At 68.1% G+C, this 23,113-nt stretch carries 24 protein-coding genes; 12 read left to right on the top strand and 12 right to left on the bottom strand.

Annotated elements, in window-relative coordinates; genetic code table 11:
• Nucleotides 1-31 precede the first annotated feature (31 nt).
• Nucleotides 32-430, top strand: a complete 399-nt coding sequence (locus SriyCCGPB3_RS03415) for an EF-hand domain-containing protein (RefSeq protein WP_153856331.1) — start codon at nt 32-34, stop codon at nt 428-430.
• A gap of 202 nt (nt 431-632) precedes the next feature.
• On the opposite strand, the gene SriyCCGPB3_RS03410 is transcribed toward SriyCCGPB3_RS03415, so the two are convergent.
• Together SriyCCGPB3_RS03410 and ubiH are read right to left on the bottom strand one after the other, a co-directional pair.
• On the bottom strand, nt 633-1,814 hold the full coding sequence (locus tag SriyCCGPB3_RS03410) for a UbiH/UbiF family hydroxylase (RefSeq protein ID WP_153856330.1): 1,182 nt from the start codon (nt 1,812-1,814) through the stop codon (nt 633-635).
• Nucleotides 1,811-3,019, bottom strand: a complete 1,209-nt coding sequence (gene ubiH, locus SriyCCGPB3_RS03405; RefSeq protein ID WP_350259876.1) for a 2-octaprenyl-6-methoxyphenyl hydroxylase — start codon at nt 3,017-3,019, stop codon at nt 1,811-1,813. The genes SriyCCGPB3_RS03410 and ubiH overlap by 4 nt, the downstream gene beginning before the upstream one ends.
• A gap of 108 nt (nt 3,020-3,127) precedes the next feature.
• On the opposite strand from ubiH, the gene SriyCCGPB3_RS03400 reads away from it, so the two are divergent.
• The 10 genes from SriyCCGPB3_RS03400 (at nt 3,128) to SriyCCGPB3_RS03355 (ending at nt 13,017) form a co-directional block, all read left to right on the top strand.
• Entirely contained in the window at nt 3,128-3,712 is a 585-nt protein-coding gene (locus SriyCCGPB3_RS03400) for a hypothetical protein (RefSeq protein ID WP_088024424.1), read from the top strand.
• Nucleotides 3,713-3,720: 8 nt separating this feature from the next.
• Nucleotides 3,721-4,275 (top strand): cob(I)yrinic acid a,c-diamide adenosyltransferase, encoded by a 555-nt coding sequence (locus tag SriyCCGPB3_RS03395; protein ID WP_350259875.1) that lies wholly within the window; start codon nt 3,721-3,723, stop codon nt 4,273-4,275.
• A 9-nt stretch (nt 4,276-4,284) separates the two neighbouring features.
• Nucleotides 4,285-5,223, top strand: a complete 939-nt coding sequence (locus SriyCCGPB3_RS03390; RefSeq protein WP_110711090.1) for a histone deacetylase family protein — start codon at nt 4,285-4,287, stop codon at nt 5,221-5,223.
• 89 nt (nt 5,224-5,312) lie between these two features.
• Nucleotides 5,313-7,814: an LPS-assembly protein LptD gene (gene lptD / locus SriyCCGPB3_RS03385; protein WP_164162696.1), complete on the top strand. Its 2,502-nt coding sequence runs from the start codon at nt 5,313-5,315 to the stop codon at nt 7,812-7,814.
• Nucleotides 7,811-9,154 (top strand): peptidylprolyl isomerase, encoded by a 1,344-nt coding sequence (locus SriyCCGPB3_RS03380; protein WP_110711089.1) that lies wholly within the window; start codon nt 7,811-7,813, stop codon nt 9,152-9,154. Before lptD ends, SriyCCGPB3_RS03380 begins: the two co-directional genes overlap by 4 nt.
• A gap of 3 nt (nt 9,155-9,157) precedes the next feature.
• Entirely contained in the window at nt 9,158-10,138 is a 981-nt protein-coding gene (gene pdxA, locus SriyCCGPB3_RS03375) for a 4-hydroxythreonine-4-phosphate dehydrogenase PdxA (protein WP_164162695.1), read from the top strand.
• Complete coding sequence (rsmA, locus tag SriyCCGPB3_RS03370; RefSeq protein WP_110711087.1) at nt 10,135-10,938, top strand: 16S rRNA (adenine(1518)-N(6)/adenine(1519)-N(6))-dimethyltransferase RsmA; 804 nt, start codon at nt 10,135-10,137, stop codon at nt 10,936-10,938. The genes pdxA and rsmA overlap by 4 nt, the downstream gene beginning before the upstream one ends.
• A 13-nt stretch (nt 10,939-10,951) precedes the next feature.
• A complete protein-coding gene (gene apaG, locus SriyCCGPB3_RS03365; RefSeq protein WP_005412297.1) occupies nt 10,952-11,335 on the top strand; it encodes a Co2+/Mg2+ efflux protein ApaG in 384 nt (127 codons plus the stop codon).
• Nucleotides 11,336-11,350: 15 nt separating this feature from the next.
• The gene (locus tag SriyCCGPB3_RS03360; RefSeq protein ID WP_164162694.1) at nt 11,351-12,373 is read left to right on the top strand and encodes a symmetrical bis(5'-nucleosyl)-tetraphosphatase; all 1,023 of its coding nucleotides are present in this window, start codon (nt 11,351-11,353) and stop codon (nt 12,371-12,373) included.
• Nucleotides 12,370-13,017, top strand: coding sequence for a DUF1287 domain-containing protein (locus SriyCCGPB3_RS03355; RefSeq protein ID WP_110711085.1), 648 nt, complete (start codon nt 12,370-12,372; stop codon nt 13,015-13,017). The genes SriyCCGPB3_RS03360 and SriyCCGPB3_RS03355 overlap by 4 nt, the downstream gene beginning before the upstream one ends.
• Nucleotides 13,018-13,106: 89 nt before the next feature.
• On the opposite strand, the gene SriyCCGPB3_RS03350 is transcribed toward SriyCCGPB3_RS03355, so the two are convergent.
• The 9 genes from SriyCCGPB3_RS03350 to SriyCCGPB3_RS03310 all read right to left on the bottom strand — a co-directional run bounded on the left by SriyCCGPB3_RS03350 (nt 13,107) and on the right by SriyCCGPB3_RS03310 (nt 20,512).
• Nucleotides 13,107-13,598 (bottom strand): dihydrofolate reductase, encoded by a 492-nt coding sequence (locus tag SriyCCGPB3_RS03350; protein WP_110711084.1) that lies wholly within the window; start codon nt 13,596-13,598, stop codon nt 13,107-13,109.
• 5 nt (nt 13,599-13,603) lie between these two features.
• On the bottom strand, nt 13,604-14,398 hold the full coding sequence (locus SriyCCGPB3_RS03345; protein WP_164162693.1) for a thymidylate synthase: 795 nt from the start codon (nt 14,396-14,398) through the stop codon (nt 13,604-13,606).
• The gene (gene lgt, locus SriyCCGPB3_RS03340) at nt 14,395-15,282 is read right to left on the bottom strand and encodes a prolipoprotein diacylglyceryl transferase (RefSeq protein WP_110711082.1); all 888 of its coding nucleotides are present in this window, start codon (nt 15,280-15,282) and stop codon (nt 14,395-14,397) included. Before lgt ends, SriyCCGPB3_RS03345 begins: the two co-directional genes overlap by 4 nt.
• A 51-nt stretch (nt 15,283-15,333) precedes the next feature.
• A complete protein-coding gene (locus SriyCCGPB3_RS03335) occupies nt 15,334-15,828 on the bottom strand; it encodes a TPM domain-containing protein (protein ID WP_049443625.1) in 495 nt (164 codons plus the stop codon).
• Nucleotides 15,828-16,712: a TPM domain-containing protein gene (locus tag SriyCCGPB3_RS03330; protein WP_180854787.1), complete on the bottom strand. Its 885-nt coding sequence runs from the start codon at nt 16,710-16,712 to the stop codon at nt 15,828-15,830. The genes SriyCCGPB3_RS03335 and SriyCCGPB3_RS03330 overlap by 1 nt, the downstream gene beginning before the upstream one ends.
• 3 nt (nt 16,713-16,715) lie before the next feature.
• Entirely contained in the window at nt 16,716-17,336 is a 621-nt protein-coding gene (locus SriyCCGPB3_RS03325; RefSeq protein WP_049460899.1) for a LemA family protein, read from the bottom strand.
• A gap of 617 nt (nt 17,337-17,953) precedes the next feature.
• A complete protein-coding gene (locus tag SriyCCGPB3_RS03320; protein WP_180854788.1) occupies nt 17,954-19,114 on the bottom strand; it encodes an MFS transporter in 1,161 nt (386 codons plus the stop codon).
• Nucleotides 19,115-19,334: 220 nt separating this feature from the next.
• On the bottom strand, nt 19,335-20,084 hold the full coding sequence (locus SriyCCGPB3_RS03315) for a TerC family protein (protein WP_004144462.1): 750 nt from the start codon (nt 20,082-20,084) through the stop codon (nt 19,335-19,337).
• 32 nt (nt 20,085-20,116) lie between these two features.
• Entirely contained in the window at nt 20,117-20,512 is a 396-nt protein-coding gene (locus SriyCCGPB3_RS03310; protein ID WP_049435654.1) for a diacylglycerol kinase, read from the bottom strand.
• A 213-nt stretch (nt 20,513-20,725) separates the two neighbouring features.
• On the opposite strand from SriyCCGPB3_RS03310, the gene SriyCCGPB3_RS03305 reads away from it, so the two are divergent.
• Nucleotides 20,726-21,427 carry an SGNH/GDSL hydrolase family protein gene (locus SriyCCGPB3_RS03305; protein WP_180859001.1) on the top strand — a complete coding sequence of 234 codons (702 nt, stop codon included), beginning with the start codon at nt 20,726-20,728 and terminating at the stop codon, nt 21,425-21,427.
• A gap of 295 nt (nt 21,428-21,722) precedes the next feature.
• Here SriyCCGPB3_RS03305 and SriyCCGPB3_RS03300 read toward each other — a convergent pair whose 3' ends face one another.
• A complete protein-coding gene (locus SriyCCGPB3_RS03300) occupies nt 21,723-22,994 on the bottom strand; it encodes a sensor histidine kinase (protein ID WP_110711077.1) in 1,272 nt (423 codons plus the stop codon).
• Nucleotides 22,995-23,113: the final 119 nt, after the last annotated feature.

The raw sequence follows: 23,113 nt of genomic DNA, 5'->3' as shown, positions 1-23,113 counted from the left end.
GCTCCCGGTACCCTCTGGCAAGGAGCCTGTCATGAACATTCCGCGTTCCGCCCTGCTGTTGGCCGCCCTGCTGGCCTCGGTACCGGCCATGGCCCAACACGGCCCGTCCACGCCGGCGCAGAGCCAGCCGCTGGGCCCGACCGGCGGCGCCATCCGCCAGCAACCGCTGGGCGCCGGTCTGGTCACCGGCAGCGTCGAGATTCCGCAGCCGGCCGGCGAAGCACAGGTCACCGTTCGCTCGCTGGAACCGAGCAGCGTGATCGGCCAGTACCGCATCCGCTTCAGCGACCTCGACGTGAACGGCGATGGCTTCATCAGCCGCCAGGAAGCACAGGCCAACCCGGCGCTGGCCGACGAGTTCAATTCACTGGATCGCAGGCACCGCGGCAAGCTGGACCGTGCCGACCTGGCTGGATGGCTGGTTGATTGATCCACCGGCGCGATCGTCATCCACGCGTGGCGTGGATCAACGGCGGTAACGGAGCCCGCTTCTGGTAGGTGCCAACCTTGGTTGGCACATCCATCAGGCATCCTGGGCCCGGATAAGGCGAGGGTATTTCCAGCCTTGTGCCAACCAAGGTTGGCACCTACCAGAGCGGCGTTGGCACCTGCCAGAGCGGCCGGTATTCCGGTCAGACCCCGGCGGCGCGCTTCCAGAACGCCTGCACCAGCGGCGGCCATTTGCCGACACAGCCCAGCGCGCGGCCGCGGGCCAGGGTCAGGTGCATCTCGTCGTTGGAGAACAGCCGATTGATCGCATCGAAACTGTAGGCGGCGATCTGATTGTCGCTGCGCCGTTCGCGCGCCCAGCGCTGCAGGCGCTGTGGCGACAGCCGCGGCTGGCCGCGGCGCTCGGCCGACGGCGCCAGCCACTGCTGCAGGGCGGCGACATCGCGCAGGCCCAGGTTCACGCCCTGCCCGGCCAGCGGATGCACCACATGCGCAGCATCACCCAGCGCCAGCACGCGGCCAGCCACGTAGTGACGGGCCAGTTGCCGACGCAGCGGGAAGGCCGCACGCGGTGATGCCAGCCGCAGTTCGCCCAGGCGCGCAGCAAAGGCCCGTGTCAGCTCGCGGTTGAAGGCGTCCTCGTCCAAGGCCAGCACGCGAGCAGCTTCGTCTTCGGGCAGGGTCCAGACGATCGAACTGCGGCGCTCGGCCACCGGCAGCAACGCCAGCGGTCCGGTCGGCAGGAAGCGCTGCCAGGCGGTGGCCTGGTTCGGCAGCTCGCTGTCCACGTAGGCCACCACGCCACGCTGGTGGTAGTCATGCCGCTCGACCTCGATTCCGGCCAGCTGGCGCAGGGTCGACTCGGCGCCGTCGGCGGCCACGGCCAGCGCCGCTTCCAGGCGGCGCCCGTCATCCAACCGCAGGCGCACGCCGTCCTCGTCCTGCTCCAGCGCTTCCACCCGTGCCGGGCAGTGCAGCTGCACGCCCGCCGCCGGCAGCGCCGACCAGAGGCGATCCTGCAGCAGGCCGTTCTCGACGATGTAGCCCAGCTCGCGCCGACCGAAGCGGTCGGCGTCGAACAACAGATCCTCGCCACCCGCCGCATCCCACACCTGCATGCGCCGGTAGGGCCACGCGCGGGCCTGCGCGATGGCCGGCCACACACCCAGGCGGTTCAACAACTGCACGTTGTCGGCGGCGAAGGCGAACACCCGCAGGTCCGGCTGTGCGGCCTGCCATGGCGCGGGTTCGCGGCCCTCCACCAGCGCAACCGACAGACCGGCATCGGCCAGCGCCAGCGCACAGGCGGCACCGACCACGCCACCACCGACGATGGCCACGTCCAGGCGCGTGCGCCGGCTCATGCGGCTTCTCCGCGGCACAGGCGCGGCACTTCACCACGGAAGCCCATCGCACCACCGACCAGCATCGACTGCACCGAGGCACGTTGTGCAGCCACCAGGCCGAGGCTGCGCAGCGGCCGCATCAGCGGTGCCGGATTGCTGGTCAGGCGTGCCAGGCCACCCGAGAACGCCACCGTCTGCCGGCGGTCGTCCTCGCGGCGCGCGACATAGGCCTGCAGCAGCGCGTCGCTGCCGGCATCCTCATGCGCATCCTCCAGCAGTTCGGCCAGGGTCAGCGCATCGCGCAGGCCCAGGTTGAAGCCCTGCGCACCCAATGGATGGATGGTCTGCGCGGCATTGCCAAGCAGCACCGTGCGCTCACCGGCCAGCGCGCGCGCCAGCACCTGGATGAGCGGGTAAGCGCTGCGCGGGCCAGATTCGAGCAGGCGGCCGGCACGCCAGCCGATCGCATCCTGCAGCCGCTGCAGCCAGGCCGCATCATCCAGCGCCATCACCGCATCGGCCTGGTCGCGCGCAACACCGTGCACAGTGCCGAAGTGGCGGTCACCACGCGGCAGCAGGGCGGTTGGGCCGGTATCGGTGAAGCGCTCCCAGGCGGTGCCGTCCGGCGCACGCTGGCTGCGCACGCGGGCCACGAACAGGGTCTGCTGGAAATCATGACGGTCGACCTCGATGCCCAGCGCGCCGCGCACACCGCTGGTCGTGCCATCGGCACCGACCACCAGCCGTGCCAGCAGCACGCGCTCGCCGGCCTCGTCGGCCACCCGCACCTGGCGGTAGCCGTCGACCACCTCGCCCAGGCCCAGGAACCGCATCGGCCGGTAACGGCGCAGCTGCGGCAGCTCCTGCAGGCGCGCTTCCAGCGCCTGGCCGAAGTCACGCGCCACCACCACCTGGCCGAACCACGGCCGGTCGTAGTCGGCCGCCTCCAGCTGCACGCGGCCAAAATCACCGGCACGGCTCACATGGATGCGCCGGATCGGGCCCGGCGCCATCGCCAGCTTCTGCATCACCCCCAGCGCGGTCAGCGCGTTGACGGTGGCCGCGGCGAAACTGAGGTTGCGCTGGTCGAACACCGCCGGCAGCTCGCCAGCCGGGCTGGCCTCGAGCAGGCCCACATCGCGGCCCAGGCGATCCAGGGCAATGGCCAAACTGGCGCCGACCAGGCCGCCACCGACGATCAGCACGTCATGTCGTTCACTCATGGTGTTCATGATACGCGCTCGCCCCGCCCGAACACCCAACGCCCCCCGACCTGCGCCAACCTGCGCGGCGGGCTAGAATGAAACCTGAATCCGCTCCGGGCCCCCACCATGTCCGACACCGCCAACCGCGCCTTCGTCCTGTCCGTACTCGTACTGCTGCTGGCGGCGACCCGGGTCAATCACTTCGCGGCGATCCCCGATGCCTCCTGGGCCGTGTTCTTCATCGGTGGCTTCTACCTGGCGCGCTGGACCCGCTGGGCGTTCCCGTTGCTGATGGTGTTCGCGGTGCTGGTGGACTGGATCGTGATCCGCAGCAGCGGCCTGGATTTCTGGCAGCACTACTGCGTCTCCCCGGGCTACTGGCTGCTGCTGCCGGCCTATTTCTCGCTGTGGGCCGGCGGCATGCTGCTGGGCCGCAACTACCAGAGTGCGCGCTGGCCGGTACTGGCCAAGGGCGCGCTGCTGCTGGTCGCCTCGGTGGCGGTCTGTCACCTGCTGGCGCAGGGCGGCTTCTACTGGACCAGCCGTAACGTGGCCGAACCGACGCTGGCCGGTTGGGCACAGAACTACGCACAGTGGTTCGGGCCCTACCTGCGCACCACGGCGATCTATGTGGCGCTGGCTGCCGCGCTGCAGCTGGCCGTGGAGCAGGTGTTGAAGCTCCAGCAGGCCCGCCGCGACATCCGCCACTGAGCCGCGCCATGGGTCATCGCCTCTCGCGCATCTACACCCGCACCGGCGACGACGGCAGTACCGGCCTTGGCGACGGCCAGCGCGTGGCCAAGGATGACGCCCGTGTCGCCTCATACGGCACCGTCGACGAGGCCAATGCCGCGCTCGGCCTGCTGCTGGCCACGGCGCTGCCCGAGGATGTCCGCGCGCTGGTGGTGCATCTGCAGCACCAGCTGTTCGACCTGGGCGCCGAGCTTTGCATTCCCGGCCATGCCGCGATCCACGCTGCCGATATCTCGGCGCTGGAGCAGCAGTTGGACCACTACAATGCCGACCTGCCGATGCTGAAGGAGTTCATCCTGCCGGCCGGTGGCGAAGCCGCCGCGCGCTGCCACCTGGCGCGCACCATCGTCCGCCGCGCCGAGCGCGAGACGGTCACCCTGGCCCGCCACGAGGCCGTGCGCAGCGAGGCGCTGCAGTACCTCAACCGGCTGTCGGACCTGCTGTTCGTGCTGGCCCGCGTACTGGCCCGCGCCGATGGCCATGGCGAAGCGCTGTGGCAGCCACAGCAGCGCCAGCGCTGAGTCGGCACGATGCTGGTCTATACCCACCCGTCCTGCCTGCTGCATGACCCCGGTCCGGGCCATCCCGAGTGCCCGCAACGCCTGCAGCATGTGCTGGACGCGCTGCACGCCGCGTTCCCCGGCCAGCTGGAGTGGCGCGAAGCACCACCGGCCAAGTTCGGTGAACTGACCCGGGTCCACGACAGCGCCCTGCTCGACTTCGTGCTGCAACCGCAGACCGCACCGCTGCGCCAGCTGGACATGGACACCTGGACCTCACCCGGCTCGGCCAGCGCCGCCGTGCATGCCGCCGGCGCCGGCGTGGCCGCGGTCGATGCGGTGATGCTGGGCGACGACCCGCTGGCCTTCTGCGCGGTACGCCCGCCGGGCCACCACGCCACCAGCAGCACGGCGATGGGCTTCTGCCTGCTCAACAACATCGCCATCGCCGCCGCCTATGCCCGCGACCGCCATGGCCTGGAGCGGATCGCGGTGGTCGATTTCGATGTCCACCACGGCAACGGCACCCAGGACATCTTCCAGCACGATGCCCGGGTCTCGTACTACAGCACCCACCAGGCCGGGCTGTTTCCCAATTCCGGCCTGCGCCGCGACCGCGGTGCCGGCAACCTGATGAACATCCTGCTGCCGCCGGGCAGTGGGGGGTTCCGCTTCCGCAATGTCTGGGCCGACGAGATGCTGCCGGCCATCGACGACTTCCGTCCGCAGCTGCTGCTGATCTCGGCCGGCTTCGACGCCCACCTGCGCGACCCGCAGGCCGACCTGATGCTGGAGACCGACGATTTCGCCTGGATCACCCGTGAACTGCACGCGCTGGCGCGTCGTCACGCGGCCGGCCGGGTGGTGTCGATGCTGGAGGGCGGCTACGACCTGCAGGCCCTCGCCGAGTGCAGCGTGGCCCACGTCCAGGCCCTGATGTCATCGGCTTCCAGCGCCGCCGCCGGATGAACCCGAACCGGCCCCCTGCGGCGCCCTTCATTGCCCCTATGCAAGGGATGGGGCAAGCTACCGTCCGTTTTCGCCCGAATCCGAACCGCGTGCGCCGAGCCCTCCGCCTGCTTCCCCTGCCTCTGAGCATCGCCATCAGCCTGCCGGCGATGGCCGATGAAAAGCCGCTCAACTGGGGCCTGTGCCCGGCCACCGACGTCATTCCCGCGTTCACCGACGCCCCCACCCCGGTCCCGGCCCAGGACAAGGCCAGCGCCGCCGCCGCGCGCGAGCAGCAGCCGACCGACATCGAGGGTGACCAGCTGCTGGGCACCACCACGGTGCCGCAGTACGAGGGCAACGTGGCACTGCGCCGCGGCGACCAGTTCGTCGGCACCGACAAGCTCAGCTTCGATACCGAGACCGGCAACTACATCGCCGACGGCAACGTCCGCTACCAGGACGGGTCGATCCGGATGATCGCCAAGCGCGCCGAGGGCAACCAGGAAAGCGACACCCACAAGATCTCCGACATCAAGTACCAGCTGGTGTCGCGCCGGGGCAACGGCGATGCCGAATCGGTCGACCTGCAGGGCGCGGTCGGCCAGATGCACCGCTCCACCTACACCACCTGCGACCCGTCGCAGCCGGTGTGGAAGCTGTCGGCGCCGCAGATCGAAGTGGACAACGACGAAGGCTTCGGTACGGCCCGCAACGCCGTGCTGCGCATCGGCAAGGTGCCGGTGCTGTGGGCGCCGTACTTCAAGTTCCCGATCGATGATCGCCGCAAGACCGGCCTGCTGTTCCCGCAGCTGGGCATGTCCGGCCGCAACGGCGTCGACTACGCGCAGCCGATCTACTTCAATCTGGCGCCGAACTACGACGACACGCTGACCCCGCGCTACATGAGCCGGCGCGGCCTGCTGCTCGACAACGAGTTCCGCTACCTCTACAACGGCGGCCGTGGCGAGGTGCTGACATCGTTCATGCCCAACGACCGCCTGCGCGACCGCGACCGCGGCCGCGTGATGTTTTCCGGTTACCACAACGTGGACGACCACTGGCAGGCCCGCGCCAACCTGGCCTGGGTCAGCGACGAGCGTTATGTCGAGGACTTCGCCAACCGCCTGGTGGGGGTGACCGCCTCCAACCTGCAGAGCACGGTGGGCCTGTATGGCACCGGCACGAACTGGACGGCCGGCATCATGGCCGACCGCTGGCAGCTGACTGACTACACGCTCGACGAGCGCGCCCTGCCCTACAACCGCCAGCCACGCCTGTACTTCAACTGGGACAAGCCGGTCCGGCCCTGGCTGGAAGCCGGCATCTACGCCGAAGCGGTGCGCTTCACCCACGACGACATCAACTTCAAGAACGCCGTCGGCACCGGTAAGGATCTGCAGTACACCCGCAACGGAGTGCAGTGGACAGACGGCGTCGGTATCAGCGGCGGTTCGCGATTGGACGTGAAGCCGTATGTGTCGTTCCCGATCAGCGGCGCGGCCTGGTATGTGACCCCGACCCTGGCCTACCGCTACACCGCCTATCAGCTGGACCGTGGCCTGGTGGATGGTGTGAGAGGCATCCAGGCCCAGATCCTGAGTTCGCAGGGCATCGACCCGAACACGGCCACGCCCGAGCAGCTGCGCGGCAATACCTCGCCCAGCCGCAGCCTGCCGATCGGCAGCATCGACGCCGGCCTGTTCTTCGATCGCGAAACCAGCATCCGCGGCAAGTCGTTCCTGCAGACCCTGGAACCGCGCCTGTTCTACCTGCGCACGCCGTACCGCAACCAGGACGAGCTGCCGATCTTCGACACCCGTGACTTCACCTTCAGCTGGGGCCAGCTGTTCCGCGACTCGCGCTACACCGGCGCCGACCGCCAGAACGACGCCAACCAGCTGACCCTGGCGGTGAGCACCCGGTTCATCGACCAGACCACCGGCAAGGAACGTTTCTCGGCCTCGATCGGCCAGATCCAGTACTTCGATGAGTCGCGGGTGACCACCACCCCCGGCGGCGCCCCGGTGGAAAAGGGCAAGTCGGCCTGGATCGCCGACGGCAACTACATGATCAACGACCGCTGGACCCTGGGCGCCACCTACCAGTGGGATCCGAAGTACAAGCGCGAGGATCTGGCCAGCGTCCGTGCCCGTTACCTGATGCCCAACGACGGCGTGGTCAACCTGAGCTACCGCTACCGCATCAATGCCGGTGCTCTGCCCGGTGCCAACAAGCATGACCGCACCCTGCTGGAGCAGGCCGACCTGTCGTTCCTGTACCCGCTGAATGCGCGTTGGAGCCTGGTCGGCCGCTATTACTACTCGCTGCAGGACAAGGAGCCGCTGGAAATCATCGGCGGCGTCCAGTGGGACAGCTGCTGCCTGGCCGTGCGTGTGGTCGGCCGCCGCTATGTCCGCAATCGCGAAGGCGAGATGAACAACTCCATCCAGGTGGAGTTCGTCCTGAAGGGCCTGAGCTCCATCGGCCAGGACACGGACCGCACTCTGCGCCGTGCTATCCTCGGCTACAACCGCGACGACCTCTATCTCGTGCCGCCCAGCAACACCGGGGCGACCCGCGATGACTACGATCCGAATCTGATCCCATGACCAAGCGCTTCCCCGTTCTACTCGCCTCGCTGCTGGCGGTGTCCAGCGTGTCCGCCCCCCTGCAGGTGCTTGCCCAGGAGGCGCAGCCGCTCGACCGCATTGCCGCCGTCGTCGATGAGGACGTGATCCTGCAGAGCGAGCTCCAGCGTGCGATCGCCAACATCAAGGCGCAGTACGCCGGGCGGGAGAACCAGCTGCCGCCGGAAGACGTGCTCAGCCGCCAGGTGCTCGAGCGCCTGGTGCTGGTCAAGCTGCAGGTCGCCCGCGCCCAAGGCAGCGGCATCCGTGTCAGCGACCAGGAGCTGAACCAGGCGATGAATGCCATCGCCCAGCAGAACGGTTCGACCCTGGATGCCCTGCGCCAGCGCCTGGCCCATGACGGTATCGACTTCAATGATTTCCGCGCATCGGTGCGCGACGAAATCACCGTGCAGCGCCTGCGCCAGAGCTTCGCGCAGAGCCGCATCAGCGTCAGCGAGGGCGAAGTCGATGCCGCGCTGAAGCAGCAGGCCACGGTCGGTAACCAGTACCACCTGGCGCACATCCTGATCGCCCTGCCCGACGGTGCCAACGCCGACCAGATCGCCACCGGCCAGAAGAAGGCCGACGGCGTGAAGGGCCTGCTGGACAAGGGCGAGCTGGACTTCAATGCCGCCGCCGTGCGCTATTCGGACAGCCCCAACGCGCTGGAAGGCGGCGACCTCGGCTGGCGCAGCCTGGATGAAATCCCGCAGGCCTTCGCACAGCTGATGGAAAAGATGAAGCCCGGCGAAGTGGTCGGCCCGATCCGCGGCCCCAGCGGCTTCCAGCTGCTGAAGCTGGTGGACGTGCGTGATGCCAGCGCTGCAGCCAGTGGCAACACCATCACCGAGTACCACGGCCGCCATATCCTGGTGCGTGTGGATGACCACCAGACCGACGCCGCCGCCAAGGCCAAGATCGACACGCTGCGCGCGCGCATTGCCGGCGGCGCAGACTTCGAGACCGTGGCCAAGGAGTCCTCCGAGGACAACAACAGCCGAGGCCAGGGTGGCGATCTGGGCTGGTTCCCGGCCGATGCGTTCGGTCCTGCATTCGGCCAGCAGGTGTCGGGCATCCAGGATGGTGGCGTCAGCCAGCCGTTCCGCACCGATGCCGGTTGGCACATCGTGCAGCGCGTGGGCACCCGCCAGACCGACGTGACCACCGACAACCAGCGTGCCCAGGTCCGCGAGACCATCGGCCGCCGCAAGCTGGAAGACGAGTACAACCGCTTCCTGCAGGAACTGCGTGGCGAAGCCTACGTCAGCTTCCGCAGTGGCGACCGCGCGGAAAACACCGCCACCCCGCCGCAGTCCTGACCGATGCGCCCCGAGCTCGCTCTGGTACCGGGCGAGCCCGCCGGGATCGGCCCGGAGCTGTGTGTCCGCCTTGTCCAGCAGCCGCGTGAAGATTGCCGGCTGCTGGCCTTCGCCGACCCGGATACCCTGCACGCGGCCGCGGCCGCGCTGAACCTGCCCCTGCAACTGCTGCCCGAGGACGCCGAAGCACGCGTCCCCGGCGATCTGCGCCTGCGTGCCGTCCGCAACGCCGCGCCCAGCCGCTTCGGCCAGGCCGATCCGGCCAATGCCGGCGCGGTCATCGGTGCCCTGCTCGGCGCCGGCCAGGCCTGCCTGTCCGGCGAACTGCACGGCGTGGTGACCGGCCCGGTGCACAAGGCGGTCATCAACGAAGGCGGCATCGCCTACAGCGGTACCACCGAACTGCTGGCCGACCAGGCCGGAGTGAAGGTGGTGATGATGCTGGCCAACCACATCGTGCGCGTGGCCCTGGCCACCACCCACCTGCCGTTGCGCGAGGTGGCCGACGCGATCACCGCACCCGGCCTGGAGCACACGCTGCGCACCGTGCATGCCGCCCTCCGCCGTGAGTTTGGCCTGCCTGCGCCGCGCATCGCCGTGCTCGGCCTGAACCCGCACGCCGGTGAAGACGGTCATCTGGGCCGCGAGGAACTGGACCTGGTCATCCCGCTGCTGCAGCGCCTGCGCACGGAGGGCATGGACCTGATCGGACCGCTGCCGGCCGATACCGCCTTCCTGCCCGGCAAGCTGGCCGGCTTCGACACCGTGCTGGCGATGTACCACGACCAGGGCCTGCCGGTGCTGAAGTACTCAGGCTTCGAACAGGCGGTCAACCTGACCCTGGGCCTGCCCTACCCGCGCGTGGCAGTGGACCATGGCACCGCGCTGGACCTCGCCGGCCGCGGCATCGCCGATCCCTCCAGCCTGCAGGCGGCAACGACGCTGTGTGCGCAGCTTGCGCGGCAACGTACACTGAGCGCATGAATTCCCCGCATTCCCCCTCCGGCCCGGTGTTCACCGCCCCGGCCAAGAAGCAGCTTGGCCAGCATTTCCTGGCCGACCGCCACTACATCGACAAGATCGTGATGGCGGTCAACCCGAAAGATGGCGACCGCCTGGTCGAGATCGGCCCCGGCCAGGGCGCGATCACGCTGCCGCTGCTGCGCGTGCACCCCACGCTGACGGTGATCGAGTTCGACCGCGACCTGATCGCACCGCTGACCGCCGCCGCCGAACCGCTGGGCGAGCTGACCATCGTCCACCGCGACGTGCTGCGCGTAGACTTCACCGAGCTGGCCGCCGGCCAGCCGATCCGCCTGGTCGGCAACCTGCCCTACAACATCTCCTCGCCGATCCTGTTCCATGCGCTGGAACATGCTGCGGTGATCCGCGACATGCACTTCATGCTGCAGAAGGAAGTGGTCGACCGCATGGCCGCCGGTCCCGGCAGCAAGGTGTATGGCCGCCTCAGCGTGATGCTGCAGGCCTACTGCCAGGTCACGTCGCTGTTCGTGGTGCCGCCGGGCGCGTTCCGGCCGCCGCCGAAGGTCGATTCGGCCGTGGTGCGGCTGGTACCGCGTGACCCGGCCACGATCAACATCCACGACCACAAGCGCTTTGCCGACGTGGTGAAGGCCGCCTTCGGCCAGCGCCGCAAGACCCTGCGCAACGCCCTGAACAACGTGGTGTCCGCCGAGCAGTTCGTCGCCGCCGGCGTGCGTCCCGATGCCCGCGCCGAACAGTTGGACGTGGCCGAATTCATCGCTTTGGCCAATGCCTCCTGATTACACTGCCGGTATGGAAGACGCTGACGTTTATGCCATCTCCGTCGAAGTCGCGCCGCGCTTCCTCGACGATCAATCCGCACCGGAAGACGGCCGCTATGCGTTCGCCTACACGATCCGCATCCACAACCAGGGGCGCGTTGCCGCGCGCCTGGTGGCACGCCACTGGCGCATCACCGATGCCAACGGCCGCGTCGAGCATGTCGATGGCGACGGGGTGATCGGCGAGCAGCCGCGCCTGCGTCCCGGTGAAGACTTCCATTACACGTCCGGTGTCATGCTGGGGACCGATCACGGGACCATGCAGGGCCACTACGACATGGTCGCCGACGATGGCACCGAATTCGCCGCGCCGGTCGCACCTTTCGTGCTGGCCATCCCGCGCACCCTGCACTGACACGGAGGCCGAACGATGAGTGTGTGGGCGATCGGCGACCTGCAGGGCTGCTATGACGTCACCCAGCGACTGCTGGAGAAGATCCGCTTCGACCCGGCGCAGGACACCCTGTGGTTCTGCGGCGATCTGGTCAACCGCGGTGGCCAGTCACTGGAAACGCTGCGGCTGGTGCACTCGCTGCGCGAGCACAGCGTGGTGGTGCTGGGCAACCACGATCTTTCGCTGCTGGCCGTGGGTGCACGCACCGAAGAGGAACAGCGCAAGGTCAACCCGGACCTGCTGCGCATCGTGCAGGCCGAGGACCGCGACGAACTGCTGGACTGGCTCCGCCTGCAGAAGCTGGTGCACGTGGACCGTGAGCTGGGCTGGATGATGGTGCATGCCGGCCTGGCGCCGAAGTGGACCACGCAGATGGCCGAGAAGCATGCCGCCGAAGTCGAAGTGCAGCTGCACGGCGCCGGCTACCGCAAGCTGTTCCGCAACATGTATGGCGACAAGCCGAGCTGGGCACCGAACCTGGCTGGCTACGACCGCTCGCGCGCGATCATCAACGTGCTCACCCGCATGCGCTACTGCACCCCACGTGGGCGCATCGGCATCGAGGACAAAGGCACGCCCGGCACGCAGGAACAGGGGCTGTACCCCTGGTTCGAAGTGCCGGGCCGGGTCGAGCGCGACCTGAAGATCGTCTGCGGCCACTGGTCCGCGCTGGGCCTGACCATCACCCAGGGCGTGCACGCCATCGACACCGGTGCGGTCTGGGGCGGCAAGCTGACCGCGATCCAGCTCGATACCGAAGAACTGCGCGTGGTGCAGGTGCCGGGCCGCGATGTACCGGCCCCGGTGCCCAACGCCCGCCCGCCGGCGCGACCGGCCCACGAGCGCCCCGCCGCTGCGGCGCAGGGCAAGGAGCAGGGCGGCGGCAACGCCTCCGCTTCCCCCCCGGGCAACCGCGGTCCGCGTCGCCGTCGTCGCCGTGGTGGCGGTGGTGGTGGCTCCGGCGGTCCCAACAACAACAGCACCTCGCCGCAGGCATGACGCGGCGCGGCTGGGCACCATGGACGGTGCTGCTGCTGACGCTGGCCCTGGCCAGCGGCTGCCAGCCCGGCTCGCCGCCTGCCCCCACGGCTGCGGATAGTGCTGCACATGCGCCATCGCAGCCGCAGGCCCCTTCGCCACCATTGGTAGCCGCAGCGCGCGCGCAGATCGGCGTCACCACCCGCTACGATCCTGCTTACCAGGTGCTGGCCTATCCCGGCGGCGACGTGCCACTGGATCGCGGCGTGTGCACCGACGTGGTGGTGCGCGCCCTGCGCGAACTGGGACTGGACCTGCAGGCGCGCGTGCATGAGGACATGCGCGGCAACTTCAGTGCCTATCCGGCGATCTGGGGCCTGTCACGGCCGGACCGCAACATCGATCATCGGCGCGTACCGAACCTGATGCGCTGGTTCGAGCGGCAGGGCTGGCAGCAGCCAATCACCGCTTCCGCTGCCGACTACGCGGCGGGCGACATCGTCGCCTGGAAGCTCAACGGCAACGGCCTGCTGCATGTCGGCATCGTGTCCGACCGCCGCCGGGCCGACGGCACCCCGTTGATCCTGCACAACATCGCGCGCGGCACCCGCGAAGAGAACCTGCTGTTCCAGCACGCGATCATCGGCCATTACCGGATGCCGTAGGCAATCCTGTAGAGCCGAACCATGCTCGGCTATGGGATGTGTCCGCGGAAAGCAGCCGAGCATGGCTCGGCTCTACAGGTGCATTGCGATCAGCGGCGCACGTAGTGCACGAAGCGGAACGCGTAGGCGTGGCGTTCGTCGGCCGGATGCGGCTCGCTGCTCACTTCCTGCCAGTCCTGCGCATCCACTTCGGGGAAATGCGTATCGGCGGGCACTTCGGCGTCGACCCAGGTCAGGTACAGGTCGCTGGCCTGGTCCAGCAGCTGACGGAAAATCTCGCCGCCGCCGATGATGCACAGCTCGCTGGCGCCCTCGCCCGCCGCAATGGCCTTTGCTTCATCCAGCGACGCCACCGCGCGCATGCCCTCGAACGGCACCTGGCCGCTGCGGGTCAGCACCAGGTTGGTCCGCCCCGGCAGCACGCGGCCGATCGATTCGGCGGTCTTGCGCCCCATCAGGATCGGCTTGCCCAGGGTGAGCGCCTTGAAGTGCTTGAAGTCGTCCGGCAGGTGCCAGGGCATGGCATTGCCCTGGCCGATGCCACGGTTGCGGTCCAGCGCCACGATCATCGACAGCTTCATTGCGCTCACACCGCCACCGGCGCCTTGATGGCCGGATGCGGATCGTAGCCGTCGATGCGGATGTCGTCGAAATGGAAGCCGAACAGGTCGGTCACCTCCGGGTTCAACCACAACTTCGGCAGCGCACGCGGCTCACGCGACAGCTGCTCGCGCGCCTGCTCGAAGTGGTTCGAATACAGGTGCGCATCGCCCAGCGTGTGCACGAAGTCACCCACGCCCAGGCCGGTGGCCTGCGCCACCATGTGAGTCAGCAGCGCGTAGCTGGCAATGTTGAACGGCACGCCGAGGAAGATGTCGCCGCTGCGCTGGTAGAGCTGGCAGCTGAGCTTGCCGTCCACCACGTAGAACTGGAACAGGTTGTGGCACGGCATCAGCGCCATCTGCGAGAGCTCGCCCACGTTCCAGGCACTGACAACCAGCCGGCGCGAGTCGGGGTTGCGCTTGATCTCGTCCACCAGCCACTGCATCTGGTCGATCTCGCCGCCGTCGGCGGTGGCCCAGCTGCGCCACTGCTTGCCGTAGACCGGGCCGAGGTCGCCGTTCTCGTCGGCCCACTCGTCCCAGATCCGCACCTGGTTGTCCTTCAGGTAGCCGATGTTGGTGTCGCCCTTCAGGAACCACAGCAGCTCGTGGATGATCGAGCGCAGGTGCAGCTTCTTGGTGGTGACCAGCGGGAAGCCTTCGTTGAGGTCGAAGCGCATCTGCCAGCCGAACACGCTGCGGGTGCCGGTACCGGTGCGATCGCTCTTCTCGGCGCCGTGTTCGAGCACGTGCGACAGCAGGTCCAGATAGGCCTTCATGCCTTGCCCTCCGTGGCCACCGGCAGCTGCGGCTGCAGTACCGGCGCGCGGCGCGACATCACCAGCAGCACCAGGCCGAAGGCGATCAGCGGCAGGCTGAGGATCTGGCCACGGGTCAGCCAGTCGAAGGCCACGTAAACGCCGTTGTCGGGCATGCGCACAAACTCCACCGCGAAGCGGAACAGGCCGTACATCAGCGCGAACAGGCCACCGACCAGGTAGCGATGACGCGGCTTGGCCGACACCGTCCACAGCACCACGAACATCACCAGCCCTTCCAGGAACGCTTCATACAGCTGCGAGGGATGGCGTGCGAACTGATTCAGCGCGCCGGTGGCGAACTGCGCCTGCAGCGTCGCATGGTCCAGCTGGTTCAGCGGGGCCGGCAGGCCGGACGGGAACACCACGCCCCAGCTACCGTCGGTGTACTTGCCCCACAGCTCGGCACCGATGAAGTTGCCGATACGGCCGAAGCCCAGGCCCAGCGGCACCAGCGGCGCCATGAAGTCCATGGTGTCGAAGAAGTGCAGCTTGTGCTTGCGCGACCACCACCAGCAGGCGGCAATCACGCCCAGCAGGCCACCGTGGAAGCTCATGCCACCGTCCCACACCTTGAACAGCAGCAGCGGGTTGTGCAGGAAATCGCCCAGCGCGTAGAACAGCATGTAGCCGATGCGCCCGCCCAGCACCACGCCGAGCATGGCGTAGAACAGCAGGTCCGAGAAGCCATTGGCATCGACACCAGGCAGGCGCCCGTCGGCGATGCGCTTGCGGCCCAGCAGCCAGGCCGCAGTGAAGCCGAGCAGGTACATGATGCCGTACCAGTGCACCTTGATCGGCCCCAGCGAGAGGGCGATGGGGTCGATGTCGTGGAAATAGATCATGGAAGGTGCCTTGCGGTTGAACGCCTATTCTCGGGCCAGTGCGGCCCCGGCTCAACCAAGGAGCTGGGGCGTGTTGGGCAGGCCGTCATCGTCTGACCGCATCGAGGCCGGAAAGTGCCCCTCCACCAGGGTCGAGACCTCTTCGATGGCCCCACGCAGCGCCTCGACCGGGTTCGGCCCGCGCAGCCCCTCGCGCAGGTGGGTGCAGACCCGCTGCCACTGCGCTTGGCTGACCCTGCCCTGCAGGCCCCGGTCGGCGACGATCTCGATCGCGTGGTCGGCCAGCAGCAGGTAGATCAGTACACCGTTGTTGTGGGTGGTATCCCAGGTGCGCAGGCGGGCGAAGGCATGCTCGGCGGCCTGGCGCGGGGTGACCCTGTGCCACAGCGCGCCCAGCGGCAGGTCCGCTTCCACCGCGAACATCACCTGCCCACCGTGTCGCTGCTCACCGGCCGCGATGGCCTCGGTGATCGCCTGCAATGTGGCGGGCGGGAACGCGCGCCGTACTGACGGCGAAAACACGTGGCGACACAGACGTTGGATCATCACCAGCCCCCCGAAGCACCGCCACCACCGGAGCGGCCACCACCGCCACCCCAGCCACCACCACCAAATCCACCGCCCCCGCCGAAGCCGCCTCCGCCGCCCCAGCTGCCACCGCCCCAGCCGCCGCCACCGGCAAAGCGGCCCGGATGGCCGGAGAGCATGGCCACGATCAGCCCTACGACGCCTGCCAGGCCACTGGCCAGCAGCGTGGACGTGAACAGGAACGCCGCCAGCGCTGCACCGGCGCCGCCGAGAAGGCCTCGCAGCGGTCGCGGCACGCGCGAGAACACGCCGCGCAGGATGCTGCCGGCGAACACACCGATGAACAGCGCCAGGAACCAGGTATCGCCACCACCGCTGGGCTCACGCCCGCGATGGCCGCTGACCGGTGCCGGCAGCGTTTCGCCGTCGATCAGCTTGACCAGCACCGCCGTGGCATCGGTGATGCCGCCGGCGTAGTCGCCACTGCGGAAACGCGGCACCAGGTACTCCTGGATGACGCGGTTGGCGATGGCATCAGGAATCGCACCCTCCAGGCCGTAGCCGGGTTCGATGCGCACGCGCCGGTCATCCTTGGCCACCACCAGCAGCACGCCGTCATCCACGCCCTTGCGGCCGATCTGCCATTGGTCGAAGACCCGCGTGGTGTACTGCGCGATGTCCTCCGGCTGGGTGCTGGGCACCACCAGCACCTGCAGCTGGCTGCCCTTGCGCTGCTGCAGGTCAGTCGCCTGCTGCACCAGTGCCTGCTTCTGCGTGGCGTCCAGCGTGCCGGTGGTATCGACCACCGGCGAATCCAGCGCCGGAATCGGCGCCAGCTGCTGCGCCTGCGACGCCAGCGGCAGCCACAGCAGCAGGGCCAGCAGCGCAGTGGCCAGGCGCATCGGTCAGTGGCCCGGCTGCGGTGCCGGCTGCTGCTGCGGCGCGTTGCCGAAATCGACCGCCGGCGCGTTGGAGATCTGCGCTTCGTTGTCCACGGTGAAGTTCGGCTTGGTCTTGTAGCCGAAGATCTTGGCGGTGATCACCTGCGGGAACGAGCGGATGTAGGTGTTGTAGTCCTGCACCTGCTGGATATAGCGGCCGCGGGCGACGGTGACCCGGTTCTCGGTACCTTCCAGCTGCGCCTGCAGGTCGCGGAAGTTCTGGTTGGACTTCAGTTCCGGATAGTTCTCGGTGACCACCAGCAGCCGCGACAGCGCGCTGCCAAGTTCGCCCTGGGCCTGCTGGAACTGCTTGAGCGAGGCTTCGTCGTCGGCGTTGACGTTGATCTGGCCGACGCGCGAACGGGCGTTGGTGACTTCGGTCAGCACGCGCTCTTCCTGGCTGGCGAAGCCCTTCACGGTCTGCACCAGGTTGGGCACGAGGTCGGCGCGGCGCTTGTACTGGTTGATGACCTCCGACCAGCTGGCCTTGACCGCTTCATCCTTCTGCTGGATGGCGTTGTAGCCGCAGCCGGAGAGCAGGGAGGCCAACAGCATCAGGGGCAGGACGCGGGTGAACAGGCGCATGGCGGAGGTTCCGGGTGGGCTTGGCGCCGAGCATGCCATGGTTCGGGTGAAAGACCGGCCATCGGGCGCCGCCCCCTCCGCGGTGGGTTGTTTGCTGGTTCTCTTGGGTTGGCCGGGAGGGTGGGTTGGCTGGGGGACGCCGTGAATACGTCCATGTAGGCTCGGTCGCCGCTTGCTCGTGTGCGCTGTCCTGCGCACACGGCAAGACCGGGGTTGGGCGTCCTGCCCAACCCGCCCGAGGCATGCCTCGGGCCCATGGCGCTCACGCCCCCAGCCAACCCACCCTCCCGGCCACGGACAATTTCCTGCGCACCGCGGGAAGATCAAAAGAAAAAATCAAAAGCAAAAGCCGGTTCTTCAGGCATTCGTGTCGACCAAGGTCGACACCTACCAGAGCGGAACGCCGTTCCGACAGACCGCGGAAATCTGTCGAAGGCGGGGTGGGTCCGGTTGAGGGGGCGTGAGCCGCATGGATGCGGCGACCGAGCTTACATGGACGTACTTGCAGCGTCCCCCTCAACCGGACCCACCCCGCCATCCCACGGAATGCACGCTGTTGCTGTTGCAGTGGCCTCGGCGGGTGCAGGGCTGCAAGCCCTGCCGGAACCCCACATCACTCAGCAAGCCTCAGCCACCGCAGTGCGAGGACGCCCCAGCCACGCCAGCAGCAACCCCGAGGCCGCCAGCAGGCCACCGGCCACCGGAATCGCGGCGTAGCCCAGGCCCGAACTGATCACCGCACCGCCCAGCGCCGCACCCACGGCATTGCCCAGGTTGAACGCACCGACGTTGATCGACGACGCCAGGCCCGGCGCCTCGCTGGCCGCCTGCATCACCCGGATCTGCAACGGCGGCACGATCGCAAAAGTCGCGGCACCGAACAGCAGCACCCCCAGCGCCGCAGTGGCGTGGTGCATGAAGGCCAGCGGCAGTACGAACATCAGCACGGCCAGGACCGCCAGCAGGATGCGGGTGGCGCCATCCAGCGACCAGTCGGCCATGCGCCCGCCGATGCCGTTGCCGAAGGTGAAGCCGATGCCGATCAGCGCCAGCGACATCGCAATGAAGGCGTTGGACGCGCCGGTCAGCTCGGTCAGCACCGGCGCCACGTAGGTGTAGAGGGTGAACATCGCGCCGGCGCCAAGCACGGTGGTAGCCATCGCCAGCAGCACCTGCGGCTGCAGGATCGCTCTCAGTTCGCGGCGCACGTCCGGGCGCGGCCCCGGCGCGGATGCCGGCAGCGCGAGGCCGAGCGCGGTGATCGCGACCAGGCCCAGCACCGCAGTACCGGCGAAGGACAGGCGCCAGCCGAGCTGCTGGCCCACCCAGGTGGCCAACGGCACACCGCCGATGTTGGCGATGGTCAGGCCCATGAACATGGTGGCCACGGCGGCAGCCTGCTTGTCCTTCGGCACCAGGCTGGCGGCAACCACCGCACCGATGCCGAAGAAGGCACCGTGATTGAGGCTGGTGACCAGACGCGACAGCAACAGCAGGCCGTAGTTCGGGGCCAGTGCCGAGAGCAGGTTGCCGACCACGAAGATCGACATCAGCAGCATCAGCGCGGTGCGCTTGCCAAACCGTCCCATCAGCAGGGTCATCACCGGCGCGCCCAGCATCACGCCCACGGCATAGGCGGTGATCAGCAGGCCGGCGGTTGGAATGTTCACGCCGACGCCGTCGGCAATGACAGGCAGCAGGCCCATCGGCGCGAATTCAGTGGTGCCGATGGCGAAGGCGCCGACGGCAAGGGCCAACAAGGCGGCTCTGGAGTTCATGGGGTCATCCTGCGTGGGGCAGGTCCTGGAAAAGAGCGCGTAGCCTGCGCGCTTTGTCGGCCCGGATTAAGCCTCGCCCCGGGAAAACACTGTTGACCCCAATTCACAGCTGGCGGGAACCTCCCCGCCGGGCATGGCCCGGCGAGCCCAATGGGTCCCATAACGCAGAACCCCCGGCGCTGGCCGGGGGTTCTGGGACACACATTTGCCTGTGATCTGCTTACCAGTCGCCAGCACCCGGCACGTGGTGATCGCGTGCGCGGCGGCGCATCAGCAGGTTCAGCCATTCCACCAGCACCGAGAAGCCCATGGCGGCATAGATGTAGGGCTTGGGCACGTGCACGTCCAGGCCATCCAGGATCAGAACCGCACCGATCAGCAGGATGAAGGCCAGTGCCAGCATCTTCACGGTCGGGTTTGCGTCGATGAAGCGGCCCAGCGGGTTGGCGGCCAGCAGCATCACCAGCACCGACAGCAGGATGGCGGCGACCATCACCGGGATGTGATCGGCGATGCCGACGGCGGTGATCACCGAGTCCAGCGAGAACACGATGTCGATGATGGCGATCTGCAGGATGACCATGCCGAATACACCCGAGGCCTTGCTGGTGGCCGGGTTCTCGTCTTCGCCACCGGTGATCAGCTCCTTGATCTCCATGTAGCCCTTGATGATCAGGAACAGGCCACCGACGATCAGCACCAGGTCGCGGATGGAGATGCCCATACCAGCCACGGTGAACAGGTTGGCGGACATGTGCGCCAGATAGGCCAGCGACACCAGCAGGGCGATGCGGGTGATGCAGGCCACGGCGATGCCGAGCTTGCGCGCGAACGGGCGACGCTCTTCCGGCAGCTTGCTGACCGCGATGGAAATGAACACCAGATTGTCGATGCCGAGCACGATTTCCAGTGCGCTCAGGGTGAACAGGGTCACCCAGGCATTGGGGTCGGCGAGGAACTCAAAGGACATGGAAACTCTTCAGGGCAGTGGGGGAATGGGGATCAGCCGTAATTGCCGGCCATTGCATGCGGGACCACGACCAGCGCCCAGCACAGAAGCACGTTCATCATCAGCACGAACACTGCCGCCGAACCCATGTCCTTGGCGCGGCCGGCCAGCTCGTGGATCTCGCTGCCGTAACGTTCGATCACCGCCTCGATGGCCGAGTTGGCCAGTTCCATCGCCAGCACCAGCAGCATCGAGCCGATCAGCAGCGCGCGTTCGACCGGGGTCTGGCCCAGCCAGATCGCGACCGGGGTCAGCAGGATCAGCAGGTAGACCTCCAGCCGGAACGAGGACTCATGCAGCCAGGCGGCGCGCAGGCCCTGCCAGGACCAGCGCGCGGCCTGGAAGATGCGGCGCGGGCCGCGGGGCAGATGGCCGAACTGATCAGCCACGGGTGGAACATCCAGCAACAGGGGCGCGGCGCAGCGACCGCTCAGACGCACGGCAGGGAATCATGGGTGCACAGGGATAGGCAGATGGCCGCCATTTTGCCACAAGGCCGCCAGCCGCATCCCGGCACCGGCCCGGTGAATGGACTGCCAGGGGCAAGCCCCGGCCCGCCCCAGCTTCTATGATGGCTTTCCCCTTCCCTGCTGGAGCGCCTGATGTCCCGTCGCCGTACCTGCCTGCTGATGCTGGGCCTGCTGACCGCCGCCCCCCTGGCCCAGGCGCTGAGCCCGGCCAAGCCGCCGCGCGTGCCCGAGCAGGTCTCCAACGTGGCCTGGGCCGGCGACATGGCCCACTTCGCCAGCGCCGACCAGGCCAACCCGCCGCCGCGTGGTGGCATCGAGTTCATCGGCAGCTCCTCGATCCGCTTCTGGGAGAGCCTGGCCACCGACTTCCCCGGCCAGCCGGTGTTCAACCGCGGCTTCGGCGGCTCGGAAGTCCGCGACAGCACCTGGTACGCCGACCGCATCGTGGTGCCGTATGCGCCATGCAAGGTGTTCTTCTACGCCGGCGACAACGACCTCAACAGCGGCCGCAGCGCCGTGCAGGTGCGCGACGATGTGGTTGCCTTCGTGCAGCGCGTGCATCGCGACCTGCCGAAGACGAAGGTGGAGTACCTGTCGATCAAGCCGAGCCCGTCGCGTGCGCACCTGCTGCCGGCGATCAACGAAGCCAACACGCTGATCAAGGCCGCCCTGGCCAGGCTGCCCAATACCGGCTTCACCGACGTCTACACGCCGATGCTCGGCGCCGATGGACAGCCGGACGCGACGCTGTTCCGCGAGGACATGCTGCACATGACCCCGGCCGGCTACGCGATCTGGACCAGGGCGCTGGCGCCGAAGGTGAAGTGCGATTGACGCAGGCGTGCGTCGGGCATGGCCCGGCGCTACCGCAACACTATCCACGCATGGCGTGGATCTACTGAATTCATCCACGCATGGCGTGGATCCACTGCGGATCGCGGGAAACTGTCGAAGGCGGGGCGGTGTGGGTGTGCAGGACCGTTGGCGCCATGGATGGCGCCATCGAGCCCCCATGGATGGGTTTACGGCGTGTCCTGCACACCCACACCGCCCCGCCACTCCTCGGAATGCCCGCTTTTGATGTTGATGTTGCCTCGGCGGGTGCCGGGCGCAGCCCGGCCAAAGCCCTCTACCGGAAGATCACCGTGGCTTCGGTGCCCTCGCCCGGCTCGCTGGCCAGGCTGACCTTCCAGCCGAAGCGGTCGCACAGCCGGCGCACGATCGACAGGCCCAGGCCAGTGCCCTGCGGACGGCTCGGTTCGGCGCGGTAGAACGGCTCGAAGGCGCGCGACAGCGCCTCGGCGGACATGCCGATACCGGTATCGCGCACCACCACCCGGTCATTGAGCACGTGCACGTCGATACGCCCTTCATCGGTGTAGCTGCAGGCGTTGCGCACCAGGTTGCTGACCACCACCTGCAGCACCCGCGGTGGCGCATGCAGCTGCACCGGGCCGTCGCTGTGCAGGTGCACCGATACCGGGCGCGTGCCCAGCAGCTCGTTGGCGTTGTCCACTTCATAGCGGACGATGTCGTTGACGTCGAACAGCTCGATCTGCGGCTCGACGTCGGCCTCGCGGGCCAGGATCAGGAACGCATCGATCACCGCTTCCATGTCCCGACCGGCACGCTGGATGCGCTGCAGGCTGCGGCGCAGGCGCGGCTGCAGGGTTTCATCGCCGAGGGCCATGTCGCTGGCGACGCGGATGACGGTCAACGGCGTGCGCAGCTCGTGGCTGGCATCACGGGTGAAGTTGCGCTCGCGGGCCACGTGCGCGCTGACCCGGTTGGCCAGCGAATGCAGCGCGGCCGCCAGCTGCCGGGTCTCGCCCTGCATGTCCGCCGGAAGCTTGTTCGGCTCCAGGTCGGCCGCCTCCGGGTGGCCCGGGTCCCAGCGCGAGACGCGCCGCGCCAGCCAGTTCACCGGTGACACCAGGCGTTTGGAGGCACGGTAGGTCACCCAACTGGCGCCGTACACCGCCAGCAGGGTCAGCAGCACCGGCACGATGCCGAACCAGAACGCCAGCATCTCCGCGCGCGAACGCAGGAACACCAGGTACAGCCGGCCGGCGGGGCGCACATCCACCAGCACCAGCTGATCGTCCTTGGGCAGTTCGTGGAAGCCTGGCTCCAGGTTGCGCAGGTTGGCAGGCAACGACAGGGCCGACTGCCCGCTTTCCAGCAGGTAGCCGCGGATGTTCTGGGTGTTGGGTGGCGGCTGCACCGGCGAGGCCTCGTGCAGCGTCCAGAAGTACGTCGCTTCCTCGCGCAGGGCGGCACCGACCAGGCTGTGCTTGATCACCAGCGAGACCAGCCAGGCACCCAGCAGGATACCCAGGCTGGCCAGCACTGCCTGCAGGATGAAAGCGATACGGATCTTGCGCGGCAGGCCGTGCGGCATTGCGGGGTCCCGGTCAGAGCGCTGCGATTATAGGCAGCGCGCCGCGCCGTGCGGATGCATGGGAAATGACCGGTGGCAACGCCATCCGGTCATCCCCTGCCCTCGTGCGTGGCCGGATC

It is taken from the genome of Stenotrophomonas riyadhensis (assembly GCF_040256885.1).
In the GTDB taxonomy this organism is placed as follows: Bacteria; Pseudomonadota; Gammaproteobacteria; order Xanthomonadales; family Xanthomonadaceae; genus Stenotrophomonas; species Stenotrophomonas riyadhensis.
This window is presented reverse-complemented; position numbering and strand designations above follow the sequence as displayed.